The 26,346-nt window shown below is 64.3% G+C and carries 13 protein-coding genes; 11 read left to right on the top strand and 2 right to left on the bottom strand.

Translation table 11 applies throughout. The annotated features are described in order from the left end of the window. The first annotated feature begins 128 nt into the window (after positions 1-128). The 8 genes from HWX14_RS03155 to HWX14_RS03120 all read left to right on the top strand — a co-directional run bounded on the left by HWX14_RS03155 (position 129) and on the right by HWX14_RS03120 (position 16,835). The gene (locus HWX14_RS03155; RefSeq protein ID WP_050012591.1) at positions 129-1,433 is read left to right on the top strand and encodes an MFS family transporter; all 1,305 of its coding nucleotides are present in this window, start codon (positions 129-131) and stop codon (positions 1,431-1,433) included. Positions 1,434-1,861: 428 nt separating this feature from the next. Next, entirely contained in the window at positions 1,862-2,677 is an 816-nt protein-coding gene (locus HWX14_RS03150; protein ID WP_175881512.1) for an ABC transporter substrate-binding protein, read from the top strand. Positions 2,678-2,778: 101 nt separating this feature from the next. After that, positions 2,779-3,501: an amino acid ABC transporter permease gene (locus HWX14_RS03145; protein ID WP_175881511.1), complete on the top strand. Its 723-nt coding sequence runs from the start codon at positions 2,779-2,781 to the stop codon at positions 3,499-3,501. A gap of 2 nt (positions 3,502-3,503) precedes the next feature. Next, on the top strand, positions 3,504-4,229 hold the full coding sequence (locus HWX14_RS03140; protein WP_175881510.1) for an amino acid ABC transporter permease: 726 nt from the start codon (positions 3,504-3,506) through the stop codon (positions 4,227-4,229). Between the two features lie 350 nt (positions 4,230-4,579). Further along, positions 4,580-14,002 (top strand): contact-dependent inhibition toxin BcpA, encoded by a 9,423-nt coding sequence (bcpA, locus tag HWX14_RS03135; RefSeq protein ID WP_175881509.1) that lies wholly within the window; start codon positions 4,580-4,582, stop codon positions 14,000-14,002. A gap of 9 nt (positions 14,003-14,011) precedes the next feature. Next, positions 14,012-14,821 carry an immunity 49 family protein gene (locus tag HWX14_RS03130; RefSeq protein ID WP_175881508.1) on the top strand — a complete coding sequence of 270 codons (810 nt, stop codon included), beginning with the start codon at positions 14,012-14,014 and terminating at the stop codon, positions 14,819-14,821. A gap of 28 nt (positions 14,822-14,849) precedes the next feature. Continuing rightward, positions 14,850-15,074: a CDI system lipoprotein BcpO gene (gene bcpO, locus HWX14_RS03125; RefSeq protein ID WP_175881507.1), complete on the top strand. Its 225-nt coding sequence runs from the start codon at positions 14,850-14,852 to the stop codon at positions 15,072-15,074. A 24-nt stretch (positions 15,075-15,098) separates the two neighbouring features. Beyond that, positions 15,099-16,835 carry a ShlB/FhaC/HecB family hemolysin secretion/activation protein gene (locus HWX14_RS03120; RefSeq protein WP_175881506.1) on the top strand — a complete coding sequence of 579 codons (1,737 nt, stop codon included), beginning with the start codon at positions 15,099-15,101 and terminating at the stop codon, positions 16,833-16,835. A 1,193-nt stretch (positions 16,836-18,028) separates the two neighbouring features. Here HWX14_RS03120 and HWX14_RS03115 read toward each other — a convergent pair. Next, positions 18,029-19,291: a M23 family metallopeptidase gene (locus HWX14_RS03115; protein ID WP_175881505.1), complete on the bottom strand. Its 1,263-nt coding sequence runs from the start codon at positions 19,289-19,291 to the stop codon at positions 18,029-18,031. Between the two features lie 339 nt (positions 19,292-19,630). Then, entirely contained in the window at positions 19,631-20,278 is a 648-nt protein-coding gene (locus HWX14_RS03110) for a TetR family transcriptional regulator (protein WP_069232612.1), read from the bottom strand. Between the two features lie 151 nt (positions 20,279-20,429). Here HWX14_RS03110 and HWX14_RS03105 point away from each other — a divergent pair, with 151 nt between their 5' ends. Genes HWX14_RS03105 through HWX14_RS03095 form a run of 3 tightly spaced genes read left to right on the top strand, consistent with a single transcriptional unit; the run spans position 20,430 to position 26,254 of the window. Beyond that, positions 20,430-21,632: a MexX/AxyX family multidrug efflux RND transporter periplasmic adaptor subunit gene (locus HWX14_RS03105; RefSeq protein ID WP_175881504.1), complete on the top strand. Its 1,203-nt coding sequence runs from the start codon at positions 20,430-20,432 to the stop codon at positions 21,630-21,632. Positions 21,633-21,647: 15 nt separating this feature from the next. Beyond that, positions 21,648-24,788, top strand: coding sequence for a multidrug efflux RND transporter permease subunit (locus tag HWX14_RS03100; RefSeq protein WP_175881503.1), 3,141 nt, complete (start codon positions 21,648-21,650; stop codon positions 24,786-24,788). Further along, a complete protein-coding gene (locus HWX14_RS03095; RefSeq protein ID WP_175882341.1) occupies positions 24,788-26,254 on the top strand; it encodes an efflux transporter outer membrane subunit in 1,467 nt (488 codons plus the stop codon). Before HWX14_RS03100 ends, HWX14_RS03095 begins: the two co-directional genes overlap by 1 nt. Positions 26,255-26,346 lie beyond the last annotated feature (92 nt).

The raw sequence follows: 26,346 nt of genomic DNA, 5'->3' as shown, positions 1-26,346 counted from the left end.
GCGCCTGTTACTTTACATTTCGCTAAAATCCCGTAGCGCCGTGCGCCCGGAACCGGTGCCACGTGCGACCGCACGCGGCGGCCCCCAGCCGTCTCGCCCAGAAAGCACTAAAAGGAACAGACCAACCCATGGACGTCCAGACCGACCAAGCTGCGCTGTCCGCGCATGACACCCGGCGGCGCGTGTTCGCCATCGTCGGCGCCTCATCGGGCAACCTCGTCGAGTGGTTCGACTTCTACATCTACTCGTTCTGCGCGCTGTACTTCGCGCCGGCGTTCTTTCCGAGCGGCAACACGACGACGCAGCTGCTGAACACGGCCGGCGTGTTCGCGGCCGGCTTCCTGATGCGTCCGATCGGCGGCTGGCTGTTCGGCCGCATCGCCGACCGTCACGGCCGGCGCGCGGCGATGATGATCTCGGTGCTGATGATGTGCGGCGGGTCGCTCGTGATCGCGGTGCTGCCGACCTATGCGCAGATCGGCGCGCTCGCGCCGGCGCTGCTGCTGGTCGCGCGCCTGTTCCAGGGCCTGTCGGTGGGCGGCGAGTACGGGACGAGCGCGACCTACATGAGTGAAGTGGCGCTGAAGGGCCGTCGCGGCTTCTTCGCGTCGTTCCAGTACGTGACGCTGATCGGCGGCCAGCTGTGCGCGCTGCTGGTACTCGTGATCCTGCAGCAGACGCTGTCGGCCGGCGAGCTGAAAGCGTGGGGCTGGCGCATTCCGTTCGTGGTCGGCGCGGCGGCCGCGCTGATTTCGCTGTACCTGCGGAAATCGCTCGACGAGACGTCGACGAGCGCATCGCGCGACAAGAAGGACGCCGGCACGATCCGCGGCGTGTGGCAGCACAAGGGCGCGTTCTTCACGGTGGTCGGCTTCACGGCCGGCGGCTCGCTGATCTTCTACACGTTCACGACGTACATGCAGAAGTACCTCGTGAACACGGCCGGCATGCACGCGAAGACGGCCAGCAACGTGATGACCGTCGCGCTGCTCGTCTACATGCTGATGCAGCCGGTGTTCGGCGCGCTGTCGGACAAGATCGGCCGCCGCACGTCGATGATCCTGTTCGGTTCGTTCGCGGTGATCGGCACGGTGCCGCTGATGCATGCGCTGAAGGACGTGACGAGCCCGGTGGCCGCATTCGTGCTGATTACCGTTGCGCTGGCGATCGTCAGCTTCTACACGTCGATCAGCGGCCTCATCAAGGCCGAGATGTTCCCGCCGGAAGTGCGCGCGATGGGTGTCGGCCTGTCGTATGCGGTCGCGAACGCGATCTTCGGCGGGTCGGCCGAGTACGTCGCGCTGTGGTTCAAGTCGATCGGCAGCGAGGAAACCTTCTACTGGTACGTGACCGTGCTGTGCGCGATCTCGCTGATCGTGTCGTGGCGCATGCGCGATCCGAGCAAGGAAGGGTATCTGCGTCACGAGCCGTGATCGGCGGCGCGTTGCGCGTACTTGCATGATGACGAACGTCCCGCCGGTTGGCGGGACGTTTTTTTTGCGGCGTGCGATTCCGCAGGCGGCGGCATGAGCGTGCCGCGTCATATCGATATGGAAATCGATTCGTTGTCCGTGACGGGCGATTTCCTTAATCTGACTGCGTAGTTCGTGTGACACCTCCTTGACTGGGATTCGCGCCCGCTGCTTGCAGCGGGCGTCTTTTTTTTGTGCGGGGCGGTGCGTGCCCGCCGCCCGCGCGCCTCATCACGAAACCCGCTGAGCAAAGCACCATTTGTTGGTTCGAATTCGCCGCACGCGCTGATACGTTAGCGGCTTCGCGACGACACACTTCGTCGCGATGTGCTTCTAACCGTGCCGCCGCGCGATCCGCGGCGGCCTCCATAACAATTCAGGTCGTGCTCATGAAAATCAACACGCTCGCTACGTGGCTCATCGGGGTCGCGCTCGTTACCGCAGGTACCGCCGCGCATGCGGATCGTCTGGACGACATCAAGAAGGCCGGCGTGCTGCGCGTCGCGACCTTCGACAGCAATCCGCCGTTCGGCTATGTCGACGCGAAAAGCAACCACATCGTCGGTCTCGACGTCGATTATGCGAAGGCGCTCGCCGACAAGCTCGGCGTGAAGCTGCAACTGCAACCGACCAACCCCGCGAACCGCATTCCGTTCCTGACGTCCGGCAAGGTCGATCTCGTGCTCGCGAACTTCACGATCACCGACGAGCGTGCGAAGCAGGTCGACTTCAGCATCCCGTATTTCTCGTCGGGTCAGCAGTTTCTCGCGAAGAAGGGCGTGCTGAAATCGGCCGATCAGCTGAACGGCCTGCGCGTCGGCGCGGACAAGGGCACGACCAACGAAATCACGCTGCGCGAGAAATTCCCGAAGGCGACGATCGTCGCGTACGACGACACGCCGTTCGCGTTCGCCGCGCTGCGCGCCGGCAACGTGCAGGCGATCACGCAGGACGGCCCGAAGCTGATCGGCCTGCTCGCGAACGTGCCCGACAAGCAGAACTACGAGATCCCGGCGTTCACGATCTCGAACGACTACATGGGCGTCGGCGTGCCGAAGGGCGAAACGCGCCTGCTCGGCTTCGTCAACGACACGCTGAAGGGGCTCGAGACGAACGGCCGCGCGGCGCAGATCTACGACGCATGGTTCGGGCCGACGACGAAAACGCCGCTCACGCGCATTTTCCGGATCGGCGACAAGACCTGAATCAGGCCAAGGCCGCACGCGCGCCGCGTTTGCGCCGGTATCCCGGCGTCGCGGCGCTTTTCGTTTTCTTCCGATCGCGCGTTTTGCGCCCGTAATACGACATGCTCGGGTTGGCTCCCAAATATCTGTCCTGGCTCTGGCAGGGCTTCCTGCTGACACTCGGCCTCGCGGCCGCGTCGGCCGTCGCCGCGACCGTCGGCGGGCTGCTGCTCGCCGTGATGCGGCATGCGCGCGGCACGGCGCCGCGCGCGGTCGCCGCCGCATACGTGGTCGCGTTCCGCAACACGCCGCTGCTCGTGCAGTTGCTGTTCTGGTATTTCGGCGTCGCGTCGTTGCTGCCCGAAACGTGGATCGCATGGCTCAATGCGCGCCATGCGGTGAGCGCGGGCCCGCTCACGCTCGCGTGGCCGTCGTTCGAATTCGTCGCGGGCTGGTTCGGCTTGAGCGCCTATACGGCCGCGTTCGTCGCCGAGGAATGCGAAGCCGGCCTGCGCGGCGTGCGGCGCGCGCAACACGATGCGGCGGCCGCGCTCGGCCTCACGCCGATGCAGTCGCTGCGCTACGTGGTGCTGCCGCAGGCCGTGCGCATCGCGCTGCCGCCGCTGTTCGGCCAATACATGAATCTCGTGAAGAACTCGTCGCTCGCGATGGCGATCGGCGTGGCCGAGCTGTCGTATGCGTCGCGGCAGGTCGAGACGGAGACGTTCCAGACCTTCGCCGCGTTCGGTGTCGCGACCGTGCTGTACGTCGCGGCGGTGGCCGCGATCGAGGCCGGCGCGTATGCGGCCACGCAATGGCGCGACCGGCTCGGAGCGGGGCGCTGACGATGGATCTTTCGCTGTTGCTCTCGAATCTGCCGTACCTGTTGGTCGGCGCGTTTCCGGACGGCCCGCTCGGCGGCGCCGCATTGTCGCTGGTGCTGGCGCTCGCGTCCGCGGTCGCGTCGGCCGTGCTCGGCGCGGCACTCGGCGTCGCGATGGCGCTCGCGCGCGGCCCGGCGCGCATGCTGCTGCTCGCGGTCATCGGCTTCTTCCGCGCGATTCCGGTGCTGATGCTGATCTTCTGGACGTATTTCCTGATGCCCGTGCTGCTGCACATGGACGTGCCGGGGCTCGCGACGGTCGTGTGCGCGCTGGCGCTGATCGGCGGCGCGTATCTCGCGCATGCGGTGCATGCGGGGATCGTCGCGGCGGGCGACGGGCAATGGCAGGCCGGGCTGTCGCTCGGGCTCACGCGCTGGCAGACGGTGCGCTACGTGCTGCTGCCGCAGGCGATCCGGATCATGACGCCGTCGTTCGTCAACCAGTGGGTCGCGCTCGTGAAGGACACGTCGCTTGCGTATATCGTCGGCGTGCCGGAGCTGTCGTTCGTCGCGACGCAGGTGAACAACCGACTGATGGTGTATCCGGCGCCGATCTTCCTGTTCGTCGCGCTGATCTATCTGGTGCTGTGCACGTCGCTCGATGGCGCGGCGCGGTGGCTGCTGTCGCGCCGCCCGAGGGCGTGGAGCGTCGACGATACGGCGGTCGAACAGGTCAAATCCCTGCGATAACGTAACCCCTATAAGTAGTTGAAAGAGATCTGATTACGGGGCGCGTGCCGATTCAACCTGGCAATTCTGTCAGGGATTTTTTTGAGATGATGCGTGAGGTAAGATTCGCGCGGATTGCGATTAACTATACCGTCGATAGTTGCAGTCGACGGAGTATGTCGTTATCCAAAATATCAAGATAGTCGGATTGGCGTGGCAGTAATTGAGCGACGTATCGAGTTGTTTCGTCCGTCGTATCTCGGCAACGATTGACACTCTTTGACGCTGCCTTTTCACGGTTTCGATTAGATTCCATGCGATGTTCGAGGCTGTGAGGGCGGATCGAACGAAAATCGCGAGTAGACCAAGGTATGAATAAAAACCATTATCGGCTGGTGTTCAGCCGCGTGCACGGTATGTTGGTCGCAGCGGAAGAAACGGCCAGCTCGGCGGGGAAAGCAAGCGCAGGTGAAACGCGGCGTACCCTCAATCGCAGCGGTGTGCAGGTAGTGACGCAATTCACGTTGCGTCTTGCCGCATTCGGCGCGCTGATTGCCGCAGGCGCGATACCGATGTGGGCGCACGCACAAATCGTCGGTGCGGGGCCGAATGCACCATCGGTAATCCAGACGCCCAACGGCCTGCCGCAAGTGAATATCAACAAGCCGGGCGGCGCTGGCGTTTCGCTGAACACCTACAACCAGTTTGACGTGACGCATGCTGGCGCGATCCTGAACAACTCGCCGACGATCGTCAACACGCAGCAAGCGGGCTATATCAACGGAAACCCGAACCTGGGTGCGGGGCAGGCGGCGCGCATCATCGTCAACCAGGTCAACAGCACGGCGGCCAGCCAGATCAAAGGGTACGTCGAGATAGCGGGAAGGCGTGCGGAGATTGTGCTGGCCAACCCTGCCGGTATCGTCGTGGACGGTGGCGGGTTCATCAATACCTCGCGCGCGGTCCTGACAACTGGCGTGCCGCAGTTTGGCGCGGACGGATCGTTGACGGGCTTCAATGTCAATCGTGGCCTGGTGACCGTGCAAGGTGCGGGCCTGGATACTTCGAATGTTGATCAGACTGACATCATCGCTCGCGCTGTCCAGGCTAATGCCGCGATCTATGCGAAGAATCTGAACGTGATTGCCGGTACGAATCAGGTTAATCACGACACGCTTGCCGCGACGCCGATCGCCGGTGACGGTCCTGCCCCGGCTGTCGCGATCGACGTGGCTCAGTTGGGTGGCATGTATGCCAACAGGGTGTTTTTGGTTGGCAACTCCGCAGGCGTGGGTGTCGCGAACGCCGGGACGATCGCGGCGCAGGCAGGCGATCTGACGTTGCAGTCGGACGGCCGGCTCGTGCTCACGGGCAAGACGACCGCGAGCGGTAACCTCGCGCTGTCGGCCTCCGGCGGTATCCAGAACAGCGGCACGACGTATGCGCAGCAATCGCTGTCGGCCAGCACAAGCGCTGATCTTACGAATACCGGGACGCTCGCGGCGCAGCAGAATACAACGGTCAACGCCGGGAGCCTCAACTCGACTGGCACGCTCGGCGCGGGCGTGAACAGCGACGGTTCTGTCGCGCACAGTGGCGACCTCAACCTGACGGCGTCGGGCCAACTGACCGCGACCGGCCAGAATGTCGCGGGCGGCAATGCATCGCTGACGGGCGGCAGCATGAATCTCGCCGGCAGCCAGACCGCCGCGAACGGCAATCTGTCGCTGAACGCGACGGCCGGCGACGTGAACCTGTCGAACGCGACAACGAGCGCACAAGGTGCCATTCAGGCGAACGCATCGGGCACCGTGATCAACGATCACGGCAGCCTGTCGAGCGGCGGCGGTACGACGTTGACCGGCGGTAACCTGTCGAACCAGGGCGGGAAGGTATCGTCACAAGGCCCGCTGGCGGTGAATGTCGCCGGCCAAATCGCCAACCAGTCCGGCGAACTGGTATCCGAAAGCACGGCGGACGTGCGTGGCGGCGCCATCGTGAACAACCAGGGCACCCTTCAAAGTGCGGCCGGCATGACGGTGGCCGGTGCGTCACTGGATAACACGGCGGGCCGAATTACGTCGCTCAACGGCGACGGTTTGTCGGTGACGACCAGTGGCCAGTTGACCAACGCCGCAGGGACGACCGCGAACGGCGCGCAAGGCGGTGTGATCGGCGGCAACGGCGATGTGTCGGTCCAGGGCGCAAACGTTGTCAACCGCGGCGCGATCACATCCAACACGAATCTGCGGGTATCGGGCCAGTCGGTCGACAACGGCGGCGGCACGCTGCAGGCCGCGCAAAAGGTGGCTGTCGACGCAGGCGCGCGCTTGGTCAACAACGGCGGCTCGATTGTCGGTCAGGCGGCTGTGCTGACTGGTACGACCCTCGACAACAGCGCCGGCACCGTGCAGGCCGAGCAGATGTCGTTGAACGCGACCGACCTCGTGAATCACGGCGGCACGATCACACAGACCGGCGCCGGAGCGATGAGCGTGAACGTGTCGGACATGCTCGACAATTCCAGCGGCGGCACGCTGCAAACCAACAGTACCGACCTGACGCTCGCCCCTGTCGCACTCGTCAACGATGGCGGCACGATCACGCATGCGGGCAACGGAACGCTGACGCTCGGCGGAGGTACGGGTTCCGTGTCGAACGTAGGCGGTTCGATCGCGAGCAACGGACGCGTCGTAGCCCAAACCGGCGCGCTGAACAACACATCGGGCTCGTTCAACGCGCAGAACGGACTGACGGCAACCGTCGCCGGCACGCTGAACAATGCGAGCGGCAAGCTGTTGTCGAACACGGATCTGAGCGTCACCAGCGGTACGCTCGCGAACGACGGCGGCCAGATCGGCGCGAGCACGAACGCGACGATCCACACGGGCTCGATGACGAACCAGGGCGGTTCGATCGTCGCGCCGAACCTGTCGGTCACCGCCGATTCGACGCTCGACAACAGCGGCGGCAAGCTCGAGGCCAATCAGCTTGCGCTGGCGGCCGCGAACCTCGTGAACCACGGCGGGACGATCACGCAGTATGGATCGTCAGCAATGGGGATGAACGTCAGCGGCACACTCGACAACTCGGCCGCCGGCGTAATCCAGACCAACAGCACGGACCTGACGCTCACGCCGGCCGAGTTGAACAACGCGGGCGGCACCATTACGCATGCCGGCACCGGCACGCTGACGATCGCGCCGGGCCAAGGATCGAGCGCACTGAACAACGCGTCGGGCACCATCGTGACGAAGGGGCAAGCCGTCGTCAATGCGGCTTCCTGGAACAACGCGAGCGGTATCCTCGCCGCGCAGCGCGGCATCAACGCCACGATTGCGGGCGACGTGAACAACGCACAGGGCCTGCTGCGATCGGACGCGTCGCTGTCGTTGAAGAACGGCGGCGCTCTGTCAAACCGAGGCGGCCACATCCAGGCGGGGCAATCGATTGCGGGCGACACCAGCACGCTCGCCATTGAATCGGCCTCGATCGACAACGCGGACGGCGCCATTGTCGACCTGGGCGCGGGCAAGATGACGGTGCAAGGCGGCAACCAGATCGCCAACAGTCACGCCGGCGGCGTCGCGGGCATGGGCGCGATTACAGGCAACGGCGATGTAACGGTCAGCGCGGCGTCGATCAGCAACACGCAAGGCGGTCAGCTCAGCGGCGCGTCGCTGCATGTTCAAGGCAACGCCTTGGACAACAGCGGCGGCACGATCGGCAACGTCACGAATTCGAACGGCGACGTGGACGTGACGACGACCGGTGCGATCACCAACACGAATGGTCAGATCAGCTCGACGCACGACCTGTCGGTCGCGGCGGCCACGCTGCAGGGCAGCGGCACATACAGCGCGGCGCATGATGCGAACGTGAACCTGCAGGGCGATTACACGGCGGCATCCGATACGCAGTTCAACGTCGGTCACGATCTCGCCTTCACGCTGCCCGGCACCTTCACGAACAACGCGAACCTGCAGTCGGTCAACAACCTGAGCGTCAACGCGGGCAACATCGTCAACGTGGGCGCTCTGACTGCCGGCGGCCTGTTGCACACGCAATCGACCAACCTGATCAATACCGGCGCGCTCGTGGGCGCCAGTGCCTCGCTCAACGCGACAAACACGATCTCGAACCTCGGGCCGACCGCGCTGATCGGTGCATCGGACAGCAACGGCACGCTTGAAATCTTCGCGCACGACATCGAAAACCGCGATGACATGACCGCGACCGGTTCGATGGCGACGACCGCCATCTTTGGCATGGGCAAGGTCGTGCTGGCGGGCGGCAAGGACGCGAGCGGCAATTACAGGAACGCCGCGCTGGTCAACAACGTGTCCGCGCTGATCCAGTCCGGCGGCGACATGGAACTGCACGCGGACAAGATCACGAGCACGCGCCGCGTGATGAAGACCTCGACGAGTTCGATCGATCCATCGCTGCTCGGCCAGTTCGGTATTCCGATCAGCGGTCGCACGGGCCAGGTCGGCGTGAAGGATCCGGACAGCATCGGCGGCGTCTACACCGAGCCGCCTCACGGCGGTCAGTGGAACAGCACGTATCAGTTCACGACCTACTATGCCGACAGCGCGACGGCGACGACCGTGACGGACATCAGCCCGGCCGCGCAGATCGTGTCGGGCGGCAAGATCGATGCGTCGTCGGTCGGCATGCTGAAAAACTACTGGAGCAACATCGCCGCGGTTGGCGACGTCAAGATGCCGGGGCACTACGACGCCGACGGTTGGGCGGCATCCGGGCAGAAACTGCCGGGTGTGTCGGTTTCCTACTCGGGCCAATATCACTACAACAACTACGACAATTCCGAACACGACTGGCAACTGCCGTTCGGCAACGCGCCGTTCGTGACAGGGCGGCCAGGCGGTTACACGCAGGCGGCACCGGCATCCATCAAGGATTACACGCTGCCAGGCTATTTTTCGACGCTGAGTTCCAACGGCACGATTTCCGGCACGGGCGTCAGCGTCAGCAACACGGCTGGTAACGCATCGATTCCGTCGCTCGGCTTGCTGCCGGGGCAGTCTGTGCCGGGTCTCACACCGACCAATTTGAGTGGTAATGCGAGCGGAGTGAAGTCGGGGGCGTCGTCGGTGCACGGCGGTCCGCAGGCGCCGGTCGATCCGATCGTCGCGAGTGCGACCGCGTTGAATGTACTGAACCACCTCACGATTCCGCAGGGCGGGCTGTTCAAACCGACCACTGCGCCGAACGCAAGCTATGTGATCGAGACGAATCCGGCGTTCACGAACCAGAAGAACTTCATTTCGAGCGACTACTTCTTCGGGCAGCTCGGCGTCGACCTCACTCACATCCCGAAGCGACTTGGTGACGGCTTCTACGAACAACAGCTCGTGCGCAACGAAGTCACGGCGCTGACTGGGAAGGCGGTGCTCGGGCCATACACAGACTTGCAGACGATGTATCAATCGCTGATGGCAGCAGGCGCGGATCTGTCGAAGTCGCTCGATTTGCCAATCGGCGCGAGCCTGTCTCCCGAGCAGGTGTCGAAGCTGACCAGCAATGTGATCCTGATGGAAACGCGCGTGGTCGACGGTCAGTCGGTGCTGGTGCCGGTCGTGTACCTTGCAAAAGCCAGCCAGCAGAATGTCAACGGCCCGCTGATCAGCGCGACGAACATCGATTACCAGAACGCGCAGTCATTCACGAACAGCGGCACGATCAAGGCGGACAACACGCTGGCGATTCAGGGCAAGCAGATCGACAACGCATTCGGCGCACTGCAAAGCGGCGGGTTGATGTCGTTGAAGACCGAGAACAACATCGACCTGACGTCGTCGAGCGTCAAGGCGGGCAGTCTGCAGCTGGACGCCGGGAAAGACCTGATTCTCGATACGGCGACGAAGACGAACACGCGCGTGAGCCGGGACGGTGCGACGAGCGTGGTGACGACGCTCGGACCGACCGCGAAGCTGGACGTTGCGGGCAACGCGTCGATCGTCACCGGTGGCAACTTCCAGCAGAACGCGGGCAACTTGTCGGTCGGCGGCAATCTCGGGATGAACGTCGGCGGCAACTGGGATCTCGGTGCGGTCCAGACGGGCGAGCACAAGATCGTGCAGCGGGCGAACGGCGTGTCGAACACCGACATCAACAAGGTCACCGGCAGTTCGGTGACGGTCGGCGGGCAGTCGAGCATCGGCGTTGGCGGAGACCTGACGGCCAAGGGCGCGCAGATCGACCTCGGCCAGGGCGGGACGATCGCGGCCAAGGGCAACGTAACACTCGGCGCGGCAAGTACGACATCGACGGTGAACAGCAACAGCTCGGGCAGCGACAGTCACGGCAGCTACGCGGATAGGCTGCACACGTCCGATCAGGCGCTCACAGGCACCACGCTCAAGGGTGGTGATACCGTCACATTGGCGTCGGGCAAGGATCTCACGATCAGCGGCAGCACGGTCAGCCTGGATAAAGGCAATGCGAACCTGATGGCGAGCGGCGATGTGAATATCGGCGCAGCAACCGAAACGCACGTGCTGAACTCGCACGAAACGCACAGCCACAGCAATGTCGTGAGCGGTGTGCAGGTTGCAAGCGGCATCGACCAGACGGCGACATATAGCCAGGGCAGTACGGTGTCGGCCGACGGCGTCAACATCGTCAGTAACCGCGACATCAACGTAACGGGCAGCAACGTCGTTGGCACGAACGACGTGACGTTGCAGGCGACGCGCAACGTCAACATCACGACCTCGCAAGACACGACTCAATCGTCCAGCTATTTCGACAAGAAGGAATCGGGTCTTCTGACGAATGGTGGTTTGTCGGTGACGGTAGGTTCGCGCTCGGCCGCGCAACAAGATCAAAGCAGCTCGGTGACGAATCAGGGGAGTGTGATCGGGTCATCGCAGGGCAATGTCACGATCCAGGCCGGAAAGGATGCCACGATTACCGGTAGCACGATTGTGGGAGGCCGGGATGTCGGAATCGCCGCTCAAAACGTGACGGTAAATGCCGCGTACGACACCTACAAGGACGCGCAGTCGCAGCAGTTCAGCCAGTCGGGTTTGAGTGTCGGATTGGGCGGCGGGCTGGTCGGACTCGGTCAGTCGATGGCAGGCGCCGTCCGCCAAGGCCAGCAGTCGGGCGATTCGCGCCTCGCCGCAGTACAGGCCGTGGCGGCTGCCGAACAGGCTTACCAGAACCGCGGCGGGATCAAGGACGCGGCCAATGCCCTGTCGAACGGGAGCGTGAGCGAAGCCGCCAAGGGCGTTCAGGTACAGCTCAGCATCGGGTCGAGCCATAGCAGCAGCAATGCGACGACATCGATCTCGAGCGCGAAAGGTTCGTCGATCATAGGCAACGGCAACGTCTCCATCACCGCGACGGGCACACCGGACGCACACGGAAACGCTCAGGCGGGCACCGGAAACATTGCGATGACGGGAGCGTCAGTGCTCGGCAAGAACGTCGAGCTCGACGCCAACAACGCGATCACGCTGCAAAGCGCGCAGAGCACCGAGCAGAGTACGAGCTCGAACAGTTCGACCGGCTGGAATGCAGGCGTGGCGATCGGCGTGGGCAAGAATACCGGGATCAGCGTCTTCGCGAATGGCTCGAACTCGCACGGCCAAGGCAACGGCGACAGCGTCACGCAAACCAACTCGACGGTGGCGGCAGGCAATTCGCTAACGATGAAGTCGGGCGGTGACACGACGCTGGCGGGCGCCAAGGTGTCAGGCGACAAGGTCAAGGTTGATGTCGGCGGCGACCTGACGATGACGAGCCTTCAGGATACGTCGAACTACAGCAGCAACCAGCACAACACGGGCGTCAGTGGCAGCTTTACGTTCGGCTATGGTGGCGGCGTCGACGCGTCGATCGGCCATACCAGCATCGACGCGAACTATGCGTCGGCGAACCAGCAAACCGGCATCCTGGCAGGTAAGGAGGGGTTTGACGTCAATGTTGCAGGCCACACGCAGCTCAACGGCGCGCAGATCGCGAGCGCGGCGCCGGCTGACAGTAATACGCTGACGACCGGCAGCCTCGGATTTACCGACATCCAGAACAAGATGTCTTATTCGGGCTCGTCGGAAGGTTTTTCGACGTCGGGTGGGCCGAGTTTCGCGCAGACGGGTGATAGCGCGAGCGGTGTCACGCATGCCGCGGTGAGCCCGGCGAAGATCGTCGTGAAGTCGGATGAACAGAACGGCACGGACAGCACGGCCGGGTTGTCGCGCGACACCGCGAACGCGAACCAGACAGTGGAGAACACATTCAACCTGCAGAAGGTCCAGAACAATATGGCCTTTGCGCAGGCGTTCGGCAAGGTCGCGACGTTCGCGGTGGCGGAAGCGGCGACTCAGCTGGAAAACAGCAGCCCGCAGATGAAGGCATTGTTCGGCGAAGGCGGTGCGGGTCGCGACGCGCTGCACGCCGCAGTGGCGGCGATCGGGGCAGCGCTGTCGGGTGGCAACATCGGCGGAGCGGTCGCAGGTTCACTGGCCGGTGATGTGCTGCAGTCCCTGGCGCAGCCAATCATCGATCAGACTGTGAGCCAGTTGCCGCTGAGCGCGCAAGCCGCCGCGCGGAATGCGTTGAACGAGATCGTGGCGACGGCGGGCGGTGCGGCGGCTGGCGCTGTCGCAGGTGGCGGATCATCCGGTGCGCTGGCCGGTGCAGGGTCGGCCGTCAACAACGAGCTTTACAATCGGCAGCTTCACGTAGAAGAGGTGAAGGTTGTCGAGCAGCTCGCGAAGGAAAAGGCGCAGGCGGTATGCCGTGGCGATTCGAGTTGCGTGGCGAAGGCAACGACCTACTGGACCGACATGCTCGAGCGCGCGGCCAAGGGGATGGTCGACGACACCGCCAACAAGGAAAACATGGCGTATCTCCAGACGTTGATCCAGACGGCGAACAATCCGACCAGCGAAGGCGCAATGGGAGGCCTCAGCGCCTACCTGACGAACCTTCAGACGGCGCAAGACATGTTGTCGCAGTATATGGGCAAGCCGATTCTGGTACGCGGTTCGCCTATCATCTCCGACGGTTCGGCGCAGACGTATTTCAGTGCGACACCCGAGCAACGTTCCAATCAAAGCCTGAATGCCATATTGGGCTCGCTGCCTGGCTCGATCGTGCCGGGTGCAAGCCAGCGCGATCAGAATCGAGTGGATTCCTTCGCCACGCAAAACGGCTCCGTGAAACCCGATTACACGATCGAGGAAACGGTCATCGGCGGTATCCTTACCAACAAGATCGCGTCGACGGTCGCCCGCGTGGGTGAGTCGATTGATGTTTGGTTGGCGGGACCGGTGAATCCGACAGGCAAAGGATTCATCAGCACCGGCAAGGTGACGATGGAGAGCATGCCGGTGAAATTGAATACCGCGGAGCAAGGCGTGCTGTCACAACTCGACCAGCTGCCGTCGAAGGATTTGCAGGGGCAGGCCCGTGAATATGTGGCGAACAACTACTTCGTGCGCAACGGCTTTACTCCACTGGATGGTAAGTGCGGCGTCAATTGCTTTGACGGCGTCTACATCAAGGGTGACACGGTATATATCAACGAAGTCAAGCCATTGAACGCGAACGGATCGGTCCAGCTTAATGGCCCATCCGGTAGCTTGCCAACGCAAATGACTGATGGATGGATTGATAGCGCAGTTGCCCGTCTTCGAAGTGGAGATGCAAATCAAAGAGCAACCGCCGACGTGATCCAGAAGGCAATTGATAGTGGCAAACTTGTAAAGGTCGTTACGGGTGTTAATTCTAATGGTGCAACACTTGTGAAGATAAAATAAGGTGTCGAAATGGATGCAGAGACGATTAAGCGGAAATCTTTTGGATTTGATGCAGCTATGCGGCATATTCCGGAGATTTCAGGAAAGATCCGCAATCGGATCAAGCCTATTGATTTGAAGCGCTGTTATGATGGACTTTCGAGAGATCACTCCGTGGTCGGACTTTATGATTATTTTGTCAATGGCGATATGCCGTCGCTCAAAAATAATTTATACGTTTCGTGTGTTCTCAAGTTGACTTCCCTCGCCATAAGCGAGGATCGCTTCGAGCTGCAAACACCAGATTACTTATTGTACTCGATGATGTCGGACTCCAATGCGATGGTCCAGGCGTTCTCGGTCGCCTCACCTCAGGGATTCGTGAGTGCAAGAGAAGATCCATTAAATAACCAGTTCTATGTTCACATGCTTCAGTTGGCTATGATGGGCGACGATGTTTCTCTAGCTGACAAGATTCGCCGAATGGCGAAGAACGGACGGAAGCCGCTGAGAACTGAATGCGAGCGTGGTGAGGATTTTTTCTCAACGTTGATTCGTGGCGATAAAGAAGGGCTTGAGCAAATCATTCGCACTGACGCTTCACGCAAGTCGGAGCACGTGTATACAGAGGATTATTTTTCATTCTTGGCCGTACTGGAGGCGAAACTGTGCTGGCGCCGAGGTGTTTTTGTCGAAGTCGATCATCCGCTGGTGCCAATGGAGCTGATGCCGGTGAAGCCTCTCGATCACTACGATGACGTCTACGACTTTCTGAAACCCGGTTGGATGCCTCCTTCGCAAGGACTGATCGGCCGCGTTTCCCGGTGGTTTAAGACATGATCGATCGACGTCCCGTGACGCTGAGGTAATGATGAAGAAAGCCAAATGGTCGGCGGCTCTGGCGTTTGTCATGTCGACGCTTCTCGCGGCATGCGAGACCGTGCCACCTGATGCTCCTCCGCGTCCTCCGCCGAAACCGGAAATGGAGCCCGTGTTGCCATCGTGGTCGAGCACGATCTGGGTCATGGGCTTCTGGAAATGGAGCGGTACCGAATGGGTTTGGATTCCGGGGCATTTAGCACCCAAGCCATAAAATCGAACGAACAAGACCACATTTATGACAATCCGTACCCCGGTCGTGCTGCTGTCGGCCGCATGGCTGATTCCAATGGCCGTGTCGGCGCAAGAAGCTCCTCGCCCGATCATTTCGGGCAACGACCAGCAAATCCGACAGCAGGAAGAAGCGCGCGAGCGCGAACGGACCGTCACAGCGCCCGGGGTGCGTTCGAGCGTAACGGCGAGCGCAGGGTATCCAGCGCTGCCATCCGAAACGCCGTGCTTTCGCATTGACCGTTTTGCGCTCGATGTACCCGATGCGCTGCCTGCCTCGCTGAAGTCGCAAGGCGCATCGGCGTTGCCCATGGATCGCTTCGCGTTCGCGCGTGAATGGCTTGAGCACTACACCGGCCAGTGCGTCGGCAAACTGGGCCTCGACATCCTCGTCAAGGGACTGTCGCAAGCGATCCTCGCGCGCGGGTACGTCACGACGCGTGTGCTACTTCCTGAACAGGATCTCTCGACCGGTATCCTGAAGTTTTCACTGATCCCGGGTGTGGTTCGCCACGTGCGCTTCGCCGACGAGAAACTGGGCGGCACGTGGAAGACCGCATTTCCAACGGGCGACGGCGAACTGCTGAACCTGCGCGATCTCGAACAGGGCCTCGAGCAAATGAAACGCGTGTCGAGCCAGGACGTTTCGATGCAAATCGTTCCGGGCGAGCTGCCCGGCGAAAGCGATGTCGTACTCGACGTGAAGCGAGGCAAACCGTGGACCGTCGTCGCGTCCGTCGACAACTCCGGCACGCGTGCGACTGGCAAGCTGCAAGGCAATCTGTCGCTCGGCATCGACAATCCGCTCGGCCTGAACGACATTTTCAACGTCGGCGTGAGCCAGGATCTGGAATTTGGTGACAAGCGCCTCGGCTCGCACGGCTGGAACGGCTTCTATTCGATCCCGTGGGGCTACTGGACGGCCACGCTGTCCGCTTACACGAACACGTACTACCAGCAGATTGCGGGCGTGAATCAGACATTCGTCGCGAGCGGCAATTCAAAGACGGTCGATTTCAAACTGGCCCGCGTGCTGTCGCGTAGTCAGAACGACGTGTTCGGCGCGTACGTTCGCCTGTCGCGCCGATTTGGACAAAGCTTTATCGAAGACACCGAGATCTCGCAGCAGCGCCGCAACAACACGATGATCGAACTCGGCCTGACCGATCGTCACTACTTCGGCGGCGCGCAGTTCGACGGCTCACTTGCATATCGTCAAGGTGTCGGTGGGTTGGGCGCACAGGATGATGTGCTAGCGGCGGGTGGCGGGCCGACCTATCGCTTCAAGATGGCGGTGCTCGACGCGAACTTGTCGGTGCCGTTTGCGATCGGTAAGCAGCCATTCCGCTATGTCGGCACATTCCACGGCCAGTACACCGGAAACACGCTTTATTACATCGACGACTTGACGATTGGCAGTCGCTATACAGTGCGCGGTTTCGATGGCGAGACGATGCTCGCCGCAGCACGCGGCTTCTACTGGCGCAACGAATTGCAGGCGCCGATCGGGCAGACGGGGCAGGCAGTGTATGCGGGACTCGACTATGGTCGCGTATGGGGGCCGCAGCCTGTCGTCCTAGTCGGGACGCAACTGGCGGGTGCTGTGATCGGCGTGAAGGGGAGTGTCGGCACGCGATTCGGAGCCTATGCGTACGATCTCTTCGCGGGTACGCCTGTCTACAAGCCGTCGGGTTTTCCGACTGCGCGAGTGACGCTCGGTTTTCAGGTGACTGCTCAGTTCTGAAGACAATGAGACAAGATACTTCTCCGACACGTATACGTCGTAAGCCAGATGTTGCATATGCCCGTCTGGTCGAGATTGCCGCCGAACGGGGGCTTACGCTTCTGACGCTCGAATGGCGAGGGCTGAAGTCCTACTATGAATTCCGCTGCGAATCGGGCCATGACTTCACGCGCATAGGCACTGTTGCGATGCGAGGCACGATAACTTGCCTCCAGTGCGAGCAAGTGCGCGTGCAGGACCGCTTTCAGGAACTGCTGAGTGAACGCGGTCTTGTTTGTCATGAGGGAGCCTATCTCGGTCAAACGGCGCGGCAACACTTCACCTGTCTTTCTGGACACGAATGGACTACTGAGGCTCGCAAGATTTTAGACGGCCATGGATGTCCACGATGCGCAAAAGTCGAGTTGGCTGCGTGTCTCCTACATTCCGATGGCTTGAAACGTCTTCATGAGGCGGCGACGGAGCGTGGCGGTCGTTGTCTGACTGACACCTATATCGGTATCGCCGCGCATTACGAATGGGAGTGTGCCGAAGGCCATCGATGGATAGCAGTGGCTTACCGAGTCGTCGACGGCGGATGGTGTCCGCTCTGCGCTCGAATCAGGCATGGAGAACAGCAACGCGATCCGAACGGGCTGCAGCGATTGCAGGCCGCGGCGGCGCTGCGCGGCGGACAGCTTCTCTCGACGGAGTATCGCCTGACGAATTCGAAGTACCGATTCCGATGCGCACGCGGACATGAATGGACGACGTGGGGGCACATAGTGCTTGGCGGGGCATGGTGTTGGCATTGCGCGAATCTCGCGAAGCGCCGAACGATAGAGGACATGCAGGCGGTTGCAGCTGCGCGCGGTGGTCGATGCTTGAGTACCGAATATCACGGCAATCGAGTCAAATTGACATGGCAGTGCGCACACGGGCATGTGTGGAACTCAATGCCTAACACGGTGATCAATCGTGGCGCGTGGTGCCCGAACTGTTTTCGGTTGCGAATCACACGGGATCCGGCATTGCGCCGGCGCTATGACCTTGAGGGGTAGCGCGAACCACCGGCGGTCTCGGGCGCAGTCTACATTCGGCTTGCGCCAAAACAAAACATTGGCTCAAGCCCGTGATCAACTGACGGTGCAGAGAACAGCGGCGGAGCATTTTGACCGCACGCTCTTCTGCAACCAGGATTGTGTGCCTCGGAGTCAGCTTCGTTCCGCCGAGTAGTGCGTATCGAACACCGCACGCAGCGTCGACGGACCGGTCGCGAAATCGCCCCACAGCGGCCCGTCGTTCTGCGCGAACGCGAACGGCGTGGTGCTGATCGACGCGAGGCGCAAGCGCCATTGCGCGGCTTCCTGGCGGAACGCGGTGAGCTGCATGTCGGACAGCGCCGTCTGCGCGCTGGCCAGCGTGACGAGCGGATCGACCGGATCGTTCGCGACACGTACCTCGAAATGCAGGTGCGGGCCCGTCGCCGCGCCCGTCATCCCGACCGAGCCGATACGTTGCCCCTGCTTCACCGTTTCGCCGGTCTTCAGCCCGCGAGCGAACGCGGACAGGTGCGCGTAGTACGTCGAATAGCCATCCGCATGATCGACGATCACATAGCGGCCATAGCCGCCCGGATCGGTGCCGACGAACGACACGACGCCGTCGGCCGCCGCATCGACCGGCGTGCCGCTGGGCGCGGCGAGATCGACGCCCGTATGGAACGCCATCGCCTGCGACAGCGGATGGATGCGCTCGCCGAAGAACGAGCTGATGCGCGTCCACTTGACCGGCATCGTGAACGCGGCGGCTTCGAGCGGCGAGCCGTCGAGCGCGTAGTACGCACCGTGCGCGGCGCCCGGCGCGCGGAACCAGATTGCGCCGAATGTGCGGCCGGCGACGCGCAGCTCGAGCGCCGTGAGGCGCGGCGAGCCGTCGTTCGTGTCGAACGCGACGCGGTAATAGTCGCCGCGCTGCGCACTCGCGCGCATCGCGACCTTGCCGGTCACGAGATCGCCGAGCTGGATGCGCACTTCGGGCGGCACGTCGAGACGGTTCAGCGTATCGGACAGCGTGAGCTCGATGTCGCCCGCGCGCATCCCTTGCTGGCGTTCGGGCGACGCGAACTGGAACAGGCTCGCGTAGCCGAGCATGTCGTTGCGATGCGCGCTGAGCGGCGCGAACAATCCCGGCTGCAAGCTGCGATCGACGTGTTCGTTGCGCTCGCCGATCGTGCGCGCGAGCTCGCTCGTCACGAAATGCTGCGCGGTGGGAAACGGCGTATCGGACAGCACGCGCTGCGGCAGCGCGGCCGTGCCCGAATCGACGGCGCCCGGCAGTTGCGACACGGCCGGCAGCGCGGCGGCGAGGCCGAATGCGGCGAGGGCGCCGAGCACGGCGGCCGGCACGAGCGCGCGCACGGCGCGCTGCGCGCGACCGGGCGCGACGGCATCAGGGGTTGCGACAGACTTCACCAAGGTGTCCACATCCAGGAAAGCGGTTCAAAGGGGTGTGGGCGGGGGCCGCCGGCGGCACATCCGTCGAACGGCGACGGGGCGGGCGGCGTGCGTGCAACAAAACAGGCCCCGCCAGGGGCCTGTGTCGTTTCCCGTTCGACCCAACGCGCGGGGCGGGCCCGCTTCGAACGGCGGCGTGCATAGCGGGTCGAACCCGGTTATCACGAAGACGCTAAAGAAGGATGACAGCGTCAGTCTACCGATGTTCCGCGGAACGTTAAAAATTTTAAAGAGGGTCAGCTCGTTCGTTTCGCAGTGCGGTAAATCGGGTTAAATCAGCATTTGTTACGATGATTCTCGTCAGTCCGGCAATTTCTGCGCGCGTCGGCGCAGCGCGGCGGATGTGCGGACGGCGTCGAAGCCGGCATCGAGCATCGCCTCGGCGTCGTTCCACAGATTGCCGCGCAGCCGGTTGGTCCAGATCATCGACGCGAACACGCCTTCGAGCAGCGACACGAGATAGACGGCGGCCAGATGTACGTCGAGATCGGCGGCGACTTCGCCGGCCGCGATCGCGCGGCGCAGCAGCGCCTTCGTGATCCGCAGCATCTGCAGCTCGAGCAGCATGCGGCGCCGCTGCAGCGCGCCGTTTTCCTCGCTCTGCTCGCACTTCGTATAGAGGATCACGAGCACGCGCTGCATCGGGCCCGGCTCGCCGCATTCCTGCAGATAGTGCGACGCGGCGCGCCGCAGCGTCGCGAACGGCGGCAGGCCGTCGCCCGCGTCGAACCCTTCCGACGTGCGCGCGAACGCGCGGTCGCACATCGCCAGACACACTTCCATCTTGTTGCGGTAGTGGCCGTAGACGGCGCCGCGCGACATCCCGGCGGCCTCGGCGAGGTCCGCCATCGCGGTTTGCGCGACGCCTCGCTCGAGCAGCACGAGCTCGGCGGCGTCGAGGATCCGGTGCTTGATGGCGAGCGATTCTTCCCGGGTCTTGCGGGCCATGTCGTGAAATTCCTTACAGTTCGCTGTCGTTTTATTGAGACAGTGTGCCAGCGGGATTGAAACCGCATGTATTTAATCAGTCGTGACTGATTATAATCGGCCACCCTGAGCCGCCGCATTGTATCGGCGGCGAATGATCCGAGGTCAGAACATGAATAACAAACGCACCCTGTGGCGCCGCATGCGGCTGGCGCCGTTCGCGCTCGCGGCCGTGCTCGCCGTGGCCGGATGCGGAAAGGGCGACAAGGATGCCGCGCCGGAGACCGCGAAGCAGGCCACCGTCGTGACGGTGCGCCCGACGGCCGTGCCGATGACCGTCGAACTGCCGGGCCGGCTCGACGCCTACCGGCAGGCGGAAGTCCGCGCGCGGGTCGCGGGCATCGTCACCGCGCGCACCTACGAGGAAGGCCAGGAAGTGAAGCAGGGCGCGGTGCTGTTCCGCATCGATCCCGCGCCGCTGAAGGCCGCACGCGACGCCGCGCAGGGCGCGCTCGCGAAAGCGCAGGCCGCCGCGCTCGCGGCGACCGACAAGCGCCGCCGTTACGACGATCTCGTGCGCGACCGCGCGGTGAGCGAGCGCGACCATACCGAAGCCGTCGCGGCCGATACGCAGGCGAAGGCCGAGGTCGCATCCGCGAAGGCCGAACTCGCGCGCGCGCAACTGCAGCTCGACTATGCGACCGTCACCGCGCCGATCGCGGGCCGCGCACGGCGTGCGCTCGTGACCGAGGGCGCGCTGGTCGGCCAGGACCAGGCGACGCCGCTCACGACCGTCGAGCAGCTCGATCCGATCTACGTGAACTTCTCGCAGCCGGCCGCCGACGTCGATGCACTGCGTCGCGCGGTGAAGAGCGGGCGCGCGACGGGCATCGCGCAGCACGACATCGCGGTGACGCTGCTGCGCGCCGACGGCACCGCGTATCCGCTGAAGGGCAAGCTGCTGTTCAGCGATCTCGCGGTCGATCCGACCACCGACACCGTCGCGATGCGCGCGCTGTTCCCGAATCCGGAGCGCGAACTGCTGCCGGGCGCGTATGTGCGGATCGCGCTCGACACGGCGGTCGACCAGCGCGCGATCCTCGTGCCGCGCGACGCGCTGCTGCGTACCGCCGACCGTACGTCGGTGCGTGTCGTCGGCGCGAACGGCAAGGTCAAGGACGTCGAGGTCACGGCCGACCAGATGAGCGGCCATGACTGGCGCATCACGCGCGGCCTCGCGGGCGGCGAGCGCGTGATCGTCGACGACGCCGCGCAGTTCGCGCCCGATACGGCCGTCAAGCCCGTCGAGAAGGCGCCGCCGTCGAAGGCGCCGCCGGCAGTGGCCGCGTCGCAGGCGGCCCCCCGTCAAACCTGACCGGTTCAAACCAACATGGCACGTTTCTTCATCGATCGCCCCGTCTTCGCGTGGGTGATCGCCATTTTCATCATGCTGGGCGGCCTGTTCGCGATCCGCGCGCTGCCCGTCGCGCAGTACCCGGACATCGCACCGCCCGTCGTCAGCATCTATGCGACGTACCCGGGCGCGTCCGCGCAGGTCGTCGAGGAATCGGTGACCGCGCTGATCGAGCGCGAGATGAACGGCGCGCCGGGGCTGCTGTATACGTCCGCGACGAGCAGCGCGGGGGCCGCGTCGCTGTACCTGACGTTCAAGCAGGGCGTGAACGCCGATCTCGCGGCCGTCGAAGTGCAGAACCGGCTGAAGACGGTCGATGCGCGCCTGCCCGAGCCGGTGCGCCGCGACGGCATCCAGGTCGAGAAGGCCGCCGACAACATCCAGCTCGTCGTGTCGCTGACGTCCGACGACGGCCGGATGACCGACGTGCAGCTCGGCGAATATGCGTCGGCGAACGTCGTGCAGGCGCTGCGCCGCGTCGAGGGTGTCGGCAAGGTGCAGTTCTGGGGCGCCGAATATGCGATGCGGATCTGGCCCGACCCGGTGAAGCTGGCCGGGCACGGCCTCACCGCGTCGGACATCGCGTCGGCCGTGCGTGCGCACAACGCGCGCGTGACGATCGGCGACATCGGCCGCAGCGCGGTGCCGGACAGCGCGCCGATCGCGGCGACCGTGTTCGCGGACGCGCCGCTGAAGACGCCGGCCGATTTCGGCGCGATCGCGCTGCGCGCGCGGGCCGACGGCGCCGCGCTGTTCCTACGTGACGTCGCGCGCGTCGAGTTCGGCGGCAACGACTACAACTATCCGTCGTACGTGAACGGCAAGGTCGCGACCGGGATGGGCATCAAGCTCGCGCCGGGCTCGAACGCGGTGTCCACCGAGAAGCGCGTGCGCGCGACGATGGACGAGCTGTCCAGGTACTTCCCGCCGGGCGTGAAATACCAGATTCCGTACGAGACGTCGTCGTTCGTGCGCGTGTCGATGAACAAGGTCGTCACGACGCTGATCGAGGCCGGCGTGCTGGTGTTCCTCGTGATGTTCCTGTTCATGCAGAACCTGCGCGCGACGCTGATTCCGACGCTCGTCGTGCCGGTCGCGCTCGCGGGCACGTTCGGCGTGATGTATGCGGCCGGCTTCTCGATCAACGTGCTGACGATGTTCGGGATGGTGCTCGCGATCGGCATCCTCGTCGACGACGCGATCGTCGTCGTCGAGAACGTCGAGCGGCTGATGGTCGAGGAGGGGCTCGCGCCGTACGACGCGACCGTCAAGGCGATGCAGCAGATCAGCGGCGCGATCGTCGGGATCACCGTGGTGCTGACGTCGGTGTTCGTGCCGATGGCGTTCTTCGGCGGCGCGGTGGGCAACATCTACCGGCAGTTCGCGCTGTCGCTCGCGGTGTCGATCGGCTTCTCGGCGTTCCTCGCGCTGTCGCTGACGCCCGCGCTGTGCGCGACGCTGCTCAAGCCGGTGGCCGGCGACCATCACGAGAAGCGCGGCTTCTTCGGCTGGTTCAACCGCCTGGTCGCGCGTTCGACGCAGCGCTACGCGACACGCGTCGGCGCGATGCTGAAGAAGCCGCTGCGCTGGCTCGTCGTGTACGGCGCGCTGACCGCGGCGGCCGCGCTGATGCTCACGCAACTGCCGACCGCGTTCCTGCCGGACGAGGACCAGGGCAACTTCATGGTGATGGTGATCCGCCCGCAAGGCACGCCGCTCGCGGAAACGATGCAGAGCGTGCGCGCGGTCGAGTCGGCGATCCGCCGCGACGAGCCGACCGCCTATACGTATGCGCTCGGCGGCTTCAACCTGTACGGCGAAGGGCCGAACGGCGGGATGATCTTCGTCACGCTGAAGAACTGGAAGGAACGCAAGGCCGTGCACGATCACGTGCAGTCGATCGTCGCGCGCATCAACGAGCGCTTCGCGGGCACGCCGAACACGACAGTGTTCGCGATGAACTCGCCGGCGCTGCCCGATCTCGGTTCGTCGAGCGGCTTCGACTTCCGGCTGCAGAACCGCGGCGGGCTCGACTACGCGACGTTCAGCGCCGCGCGCGAGCAACTGCTCGCGGCGGGCGGCAAGGATCGCGCGCTCACCGACCTGATGTTCGCGGGCACGCAGGACGCGCCGCAACTGAAGCTCGACATCGATCGCGCGAAGGCGTCCGCGCTCGGCGTGTCGATGGACGAGATCAACACGACGCTCGCGGTGATGTTCGGCTCGGACTATATCGGCGACTTCATGCACGGCACGCAGGTGCGGCGCGTGATGGTGCAGGCCGACGGGCGGCACCGGCTCGATCCGGACGACGTGAAGAAGCTGCGCGTGCGCAACGCGCGCGGCGAGATGGTGCCGCTCGCGGCGTTCACGACGCTGCACTGGACGCTCGGGCCGCCGCAGCTCACGCGCTACAACGGCTATCCGTCGTTCACGATCAACGGCTCGGCCGCGGCCGGCCACAGCAGCGGCGACGCGATGAGCGCGATCGAGCGGATCGCCGCGACGCTGCCGGCCGGCATCGGCTACGCGTGGTCGGGGCAGTCGTTCGAGGAGCGGCTGTCGGGCGCGCAGGCGCCGATGCTGTTCGCGCTGTCGGTGCTCGTCGTGTTCCTCGCGCTCGCGGCGCTCTACGAGAGCTGGTCGATTCCGTTCGCGGTGATGCTGGTGGTCCCGCTCGGCGTGATCGGCGCGGTGCTCGGCGTGACGTTGCGCGCGATGCCGAACGACATCTATTTCAAGGTGGGGCTGATCGCGACGATCGGGCTGTCCGCGAAGAACGCGATCCTGATCGTCGAGGTCGCGAAGGATCTCGTCGCGCAGCGCATGTCGCTCGTCGACGCGGCGCTCGAGGCCGCGCGCCTGCGGCTGCGGCCGATCGTGATGACGTCGCTCGCGTTCGGCGTCGGCGTGCTGCCGCTCGCGTTCGCGTCCGGCGCCGCGTCCGGCGCGCAGATGGCGATCGGCACCGGCGTGCTCGGCGGCGTGATCACGGCGACCGTGCTCGCGGTGTTCCTCGTCCCGCTGTTTTTCGTGATCGTCGGCCGCCTGTTCGACGTCGGCCCGCGGCGGCGCGGCGGCGCGCAGCCGACGACGATGGAGGGTTCTCAACCATGATGTTCGCGCTGAATGCACGCGCCGCGCGGCGGGTGCCGGTCGCATTGGCCGCCGCGCTCGCGCTCGCCGGCTGCTCGCTCGCGCCGCGTTACGAGCGCCCGGTGGCGCCGGTGCCGGCGAGCTATGCGCCGGTCGACGGCAGCACGACGCCGGCGGCCGAACCGGCCGCCGCGCAGGATGCCGCGATGCTCGACGACTGGCATGCGTATTTCACCGATCCGGCGCTGCAGGCATGGATCGACGCGGCGCTCGCGAACAACCGCGACCTGCGGATCGCGGCCGGCCGGCTCGAGGAAGCGCGCGCGCTGTACGGCGTGCAGCGCGCGGATCGGATGCCGTCGGTCGATGCGACTCTCGGCTATGAACGCGCGCGCCAGTACGACCCGGTCGTGCGCGAAAGCGCGATCAGCGGGCTGTATCGCGCGGGCGTCGGTGTCAGCGCGTACGAGCTCGACCTGTTCGGCCGCGTGCGCAACCTGTCCGACGCGGCGCTCGCCGAATACTTCGCGACGGCCGATGCGCAGCGCACGGTCCGCATCGGCGTGATCGCCGAAGTGGCGGGCGCGTACGTTTCCGAACGATCGTTGCACGAGCAACTGGCGCTCGCTCAGCGCACGCTCGAAGCCCGCGAGCGGATGGCCGCGCTCACGCAACGCCGCTATGCGGCCGGCACGAGCGACGCGATCGAGCTGCGCTCGGCCGAGATGCTGGTCGCGTCCGCGCGCGCGTCGCAGGCCGCGCTGCAGCGCGAGCATGCGCAGGCCGTACGGGCGCTGCAACTGCTGGCGGGCGATTTCGCGCGCAACGTGCCCGACGACGCGACCGCGCTCGACACGCTCACGATCGCGCCGGTGGCGCCGGGCGCGCCGAGCGCACTGCTCGAACGGCGGCCGGACGTCCGGCAGGCCGAGGCACGGCTGAAGGCCGCGAACGCGAACATTGGCGCGGCGCGCGCGGCGTTCTTCCCGCGCATCGCGCTGACGACCGACTACGGCTCGGTGAGCGACGCGTTCTCGAGCCTGTTCGCGGCCGGCACGAGCGTGTGGACGTTCGCGCCGCGCATCACGCTGCCGATCTTCGCGGGCGGCCGCAATCACGCGAACCTCGACGTCGCGCACGCGCGCAAGGACATCGCGGTCGCAGAATACGAGAAGGCGGTGCAGACCGCGTTTCGCGAAGTGGCCGATGCGTTCGCCGCGCGCGACTGGATCGACCGGCAGCTTGCCGCGCAGCAGGACGTGTATGCGGCGGACGGCGCGCGGCTGAAGCTCGCGGAGCGCCGCTATGCGGGCGGCGTCGCGACCTATCTCGAACTGCTCGATGCGCAGCGCAGCACGTACGAGTCGGGGCAGGAGCTGATCCGGCTCAGACAGCTCAGGCTCGCGAACGCGATCGCGCTGTATCGCGCGCTCGGCGGCGGCTGGGCGCCGGCCACGGCATCGGCGGAGGTCGCGGCGTCCGCGTGACGTGCGATTCGTTGCCCGCCGCCGCGGCGTGTCGGGCGACATGACGGCGGCCGTACGATTCGACGTGCGGCCGCCGTTTCGACGGGGCATGC

This window comes from Burkholderia sp. BCC0044, from assembly GCF_902832955.1.
In the GTDB taxonomy this organism is placed as follows: domain Bacteria; phylum Pseudomonadota; class Gammaproteobacteria; order Burkholderiales; family Burkholderiaceae; genus Burkholderia.
This window is presented reverse-complemented; position numbering and strand designations above follow the sequence as displayed.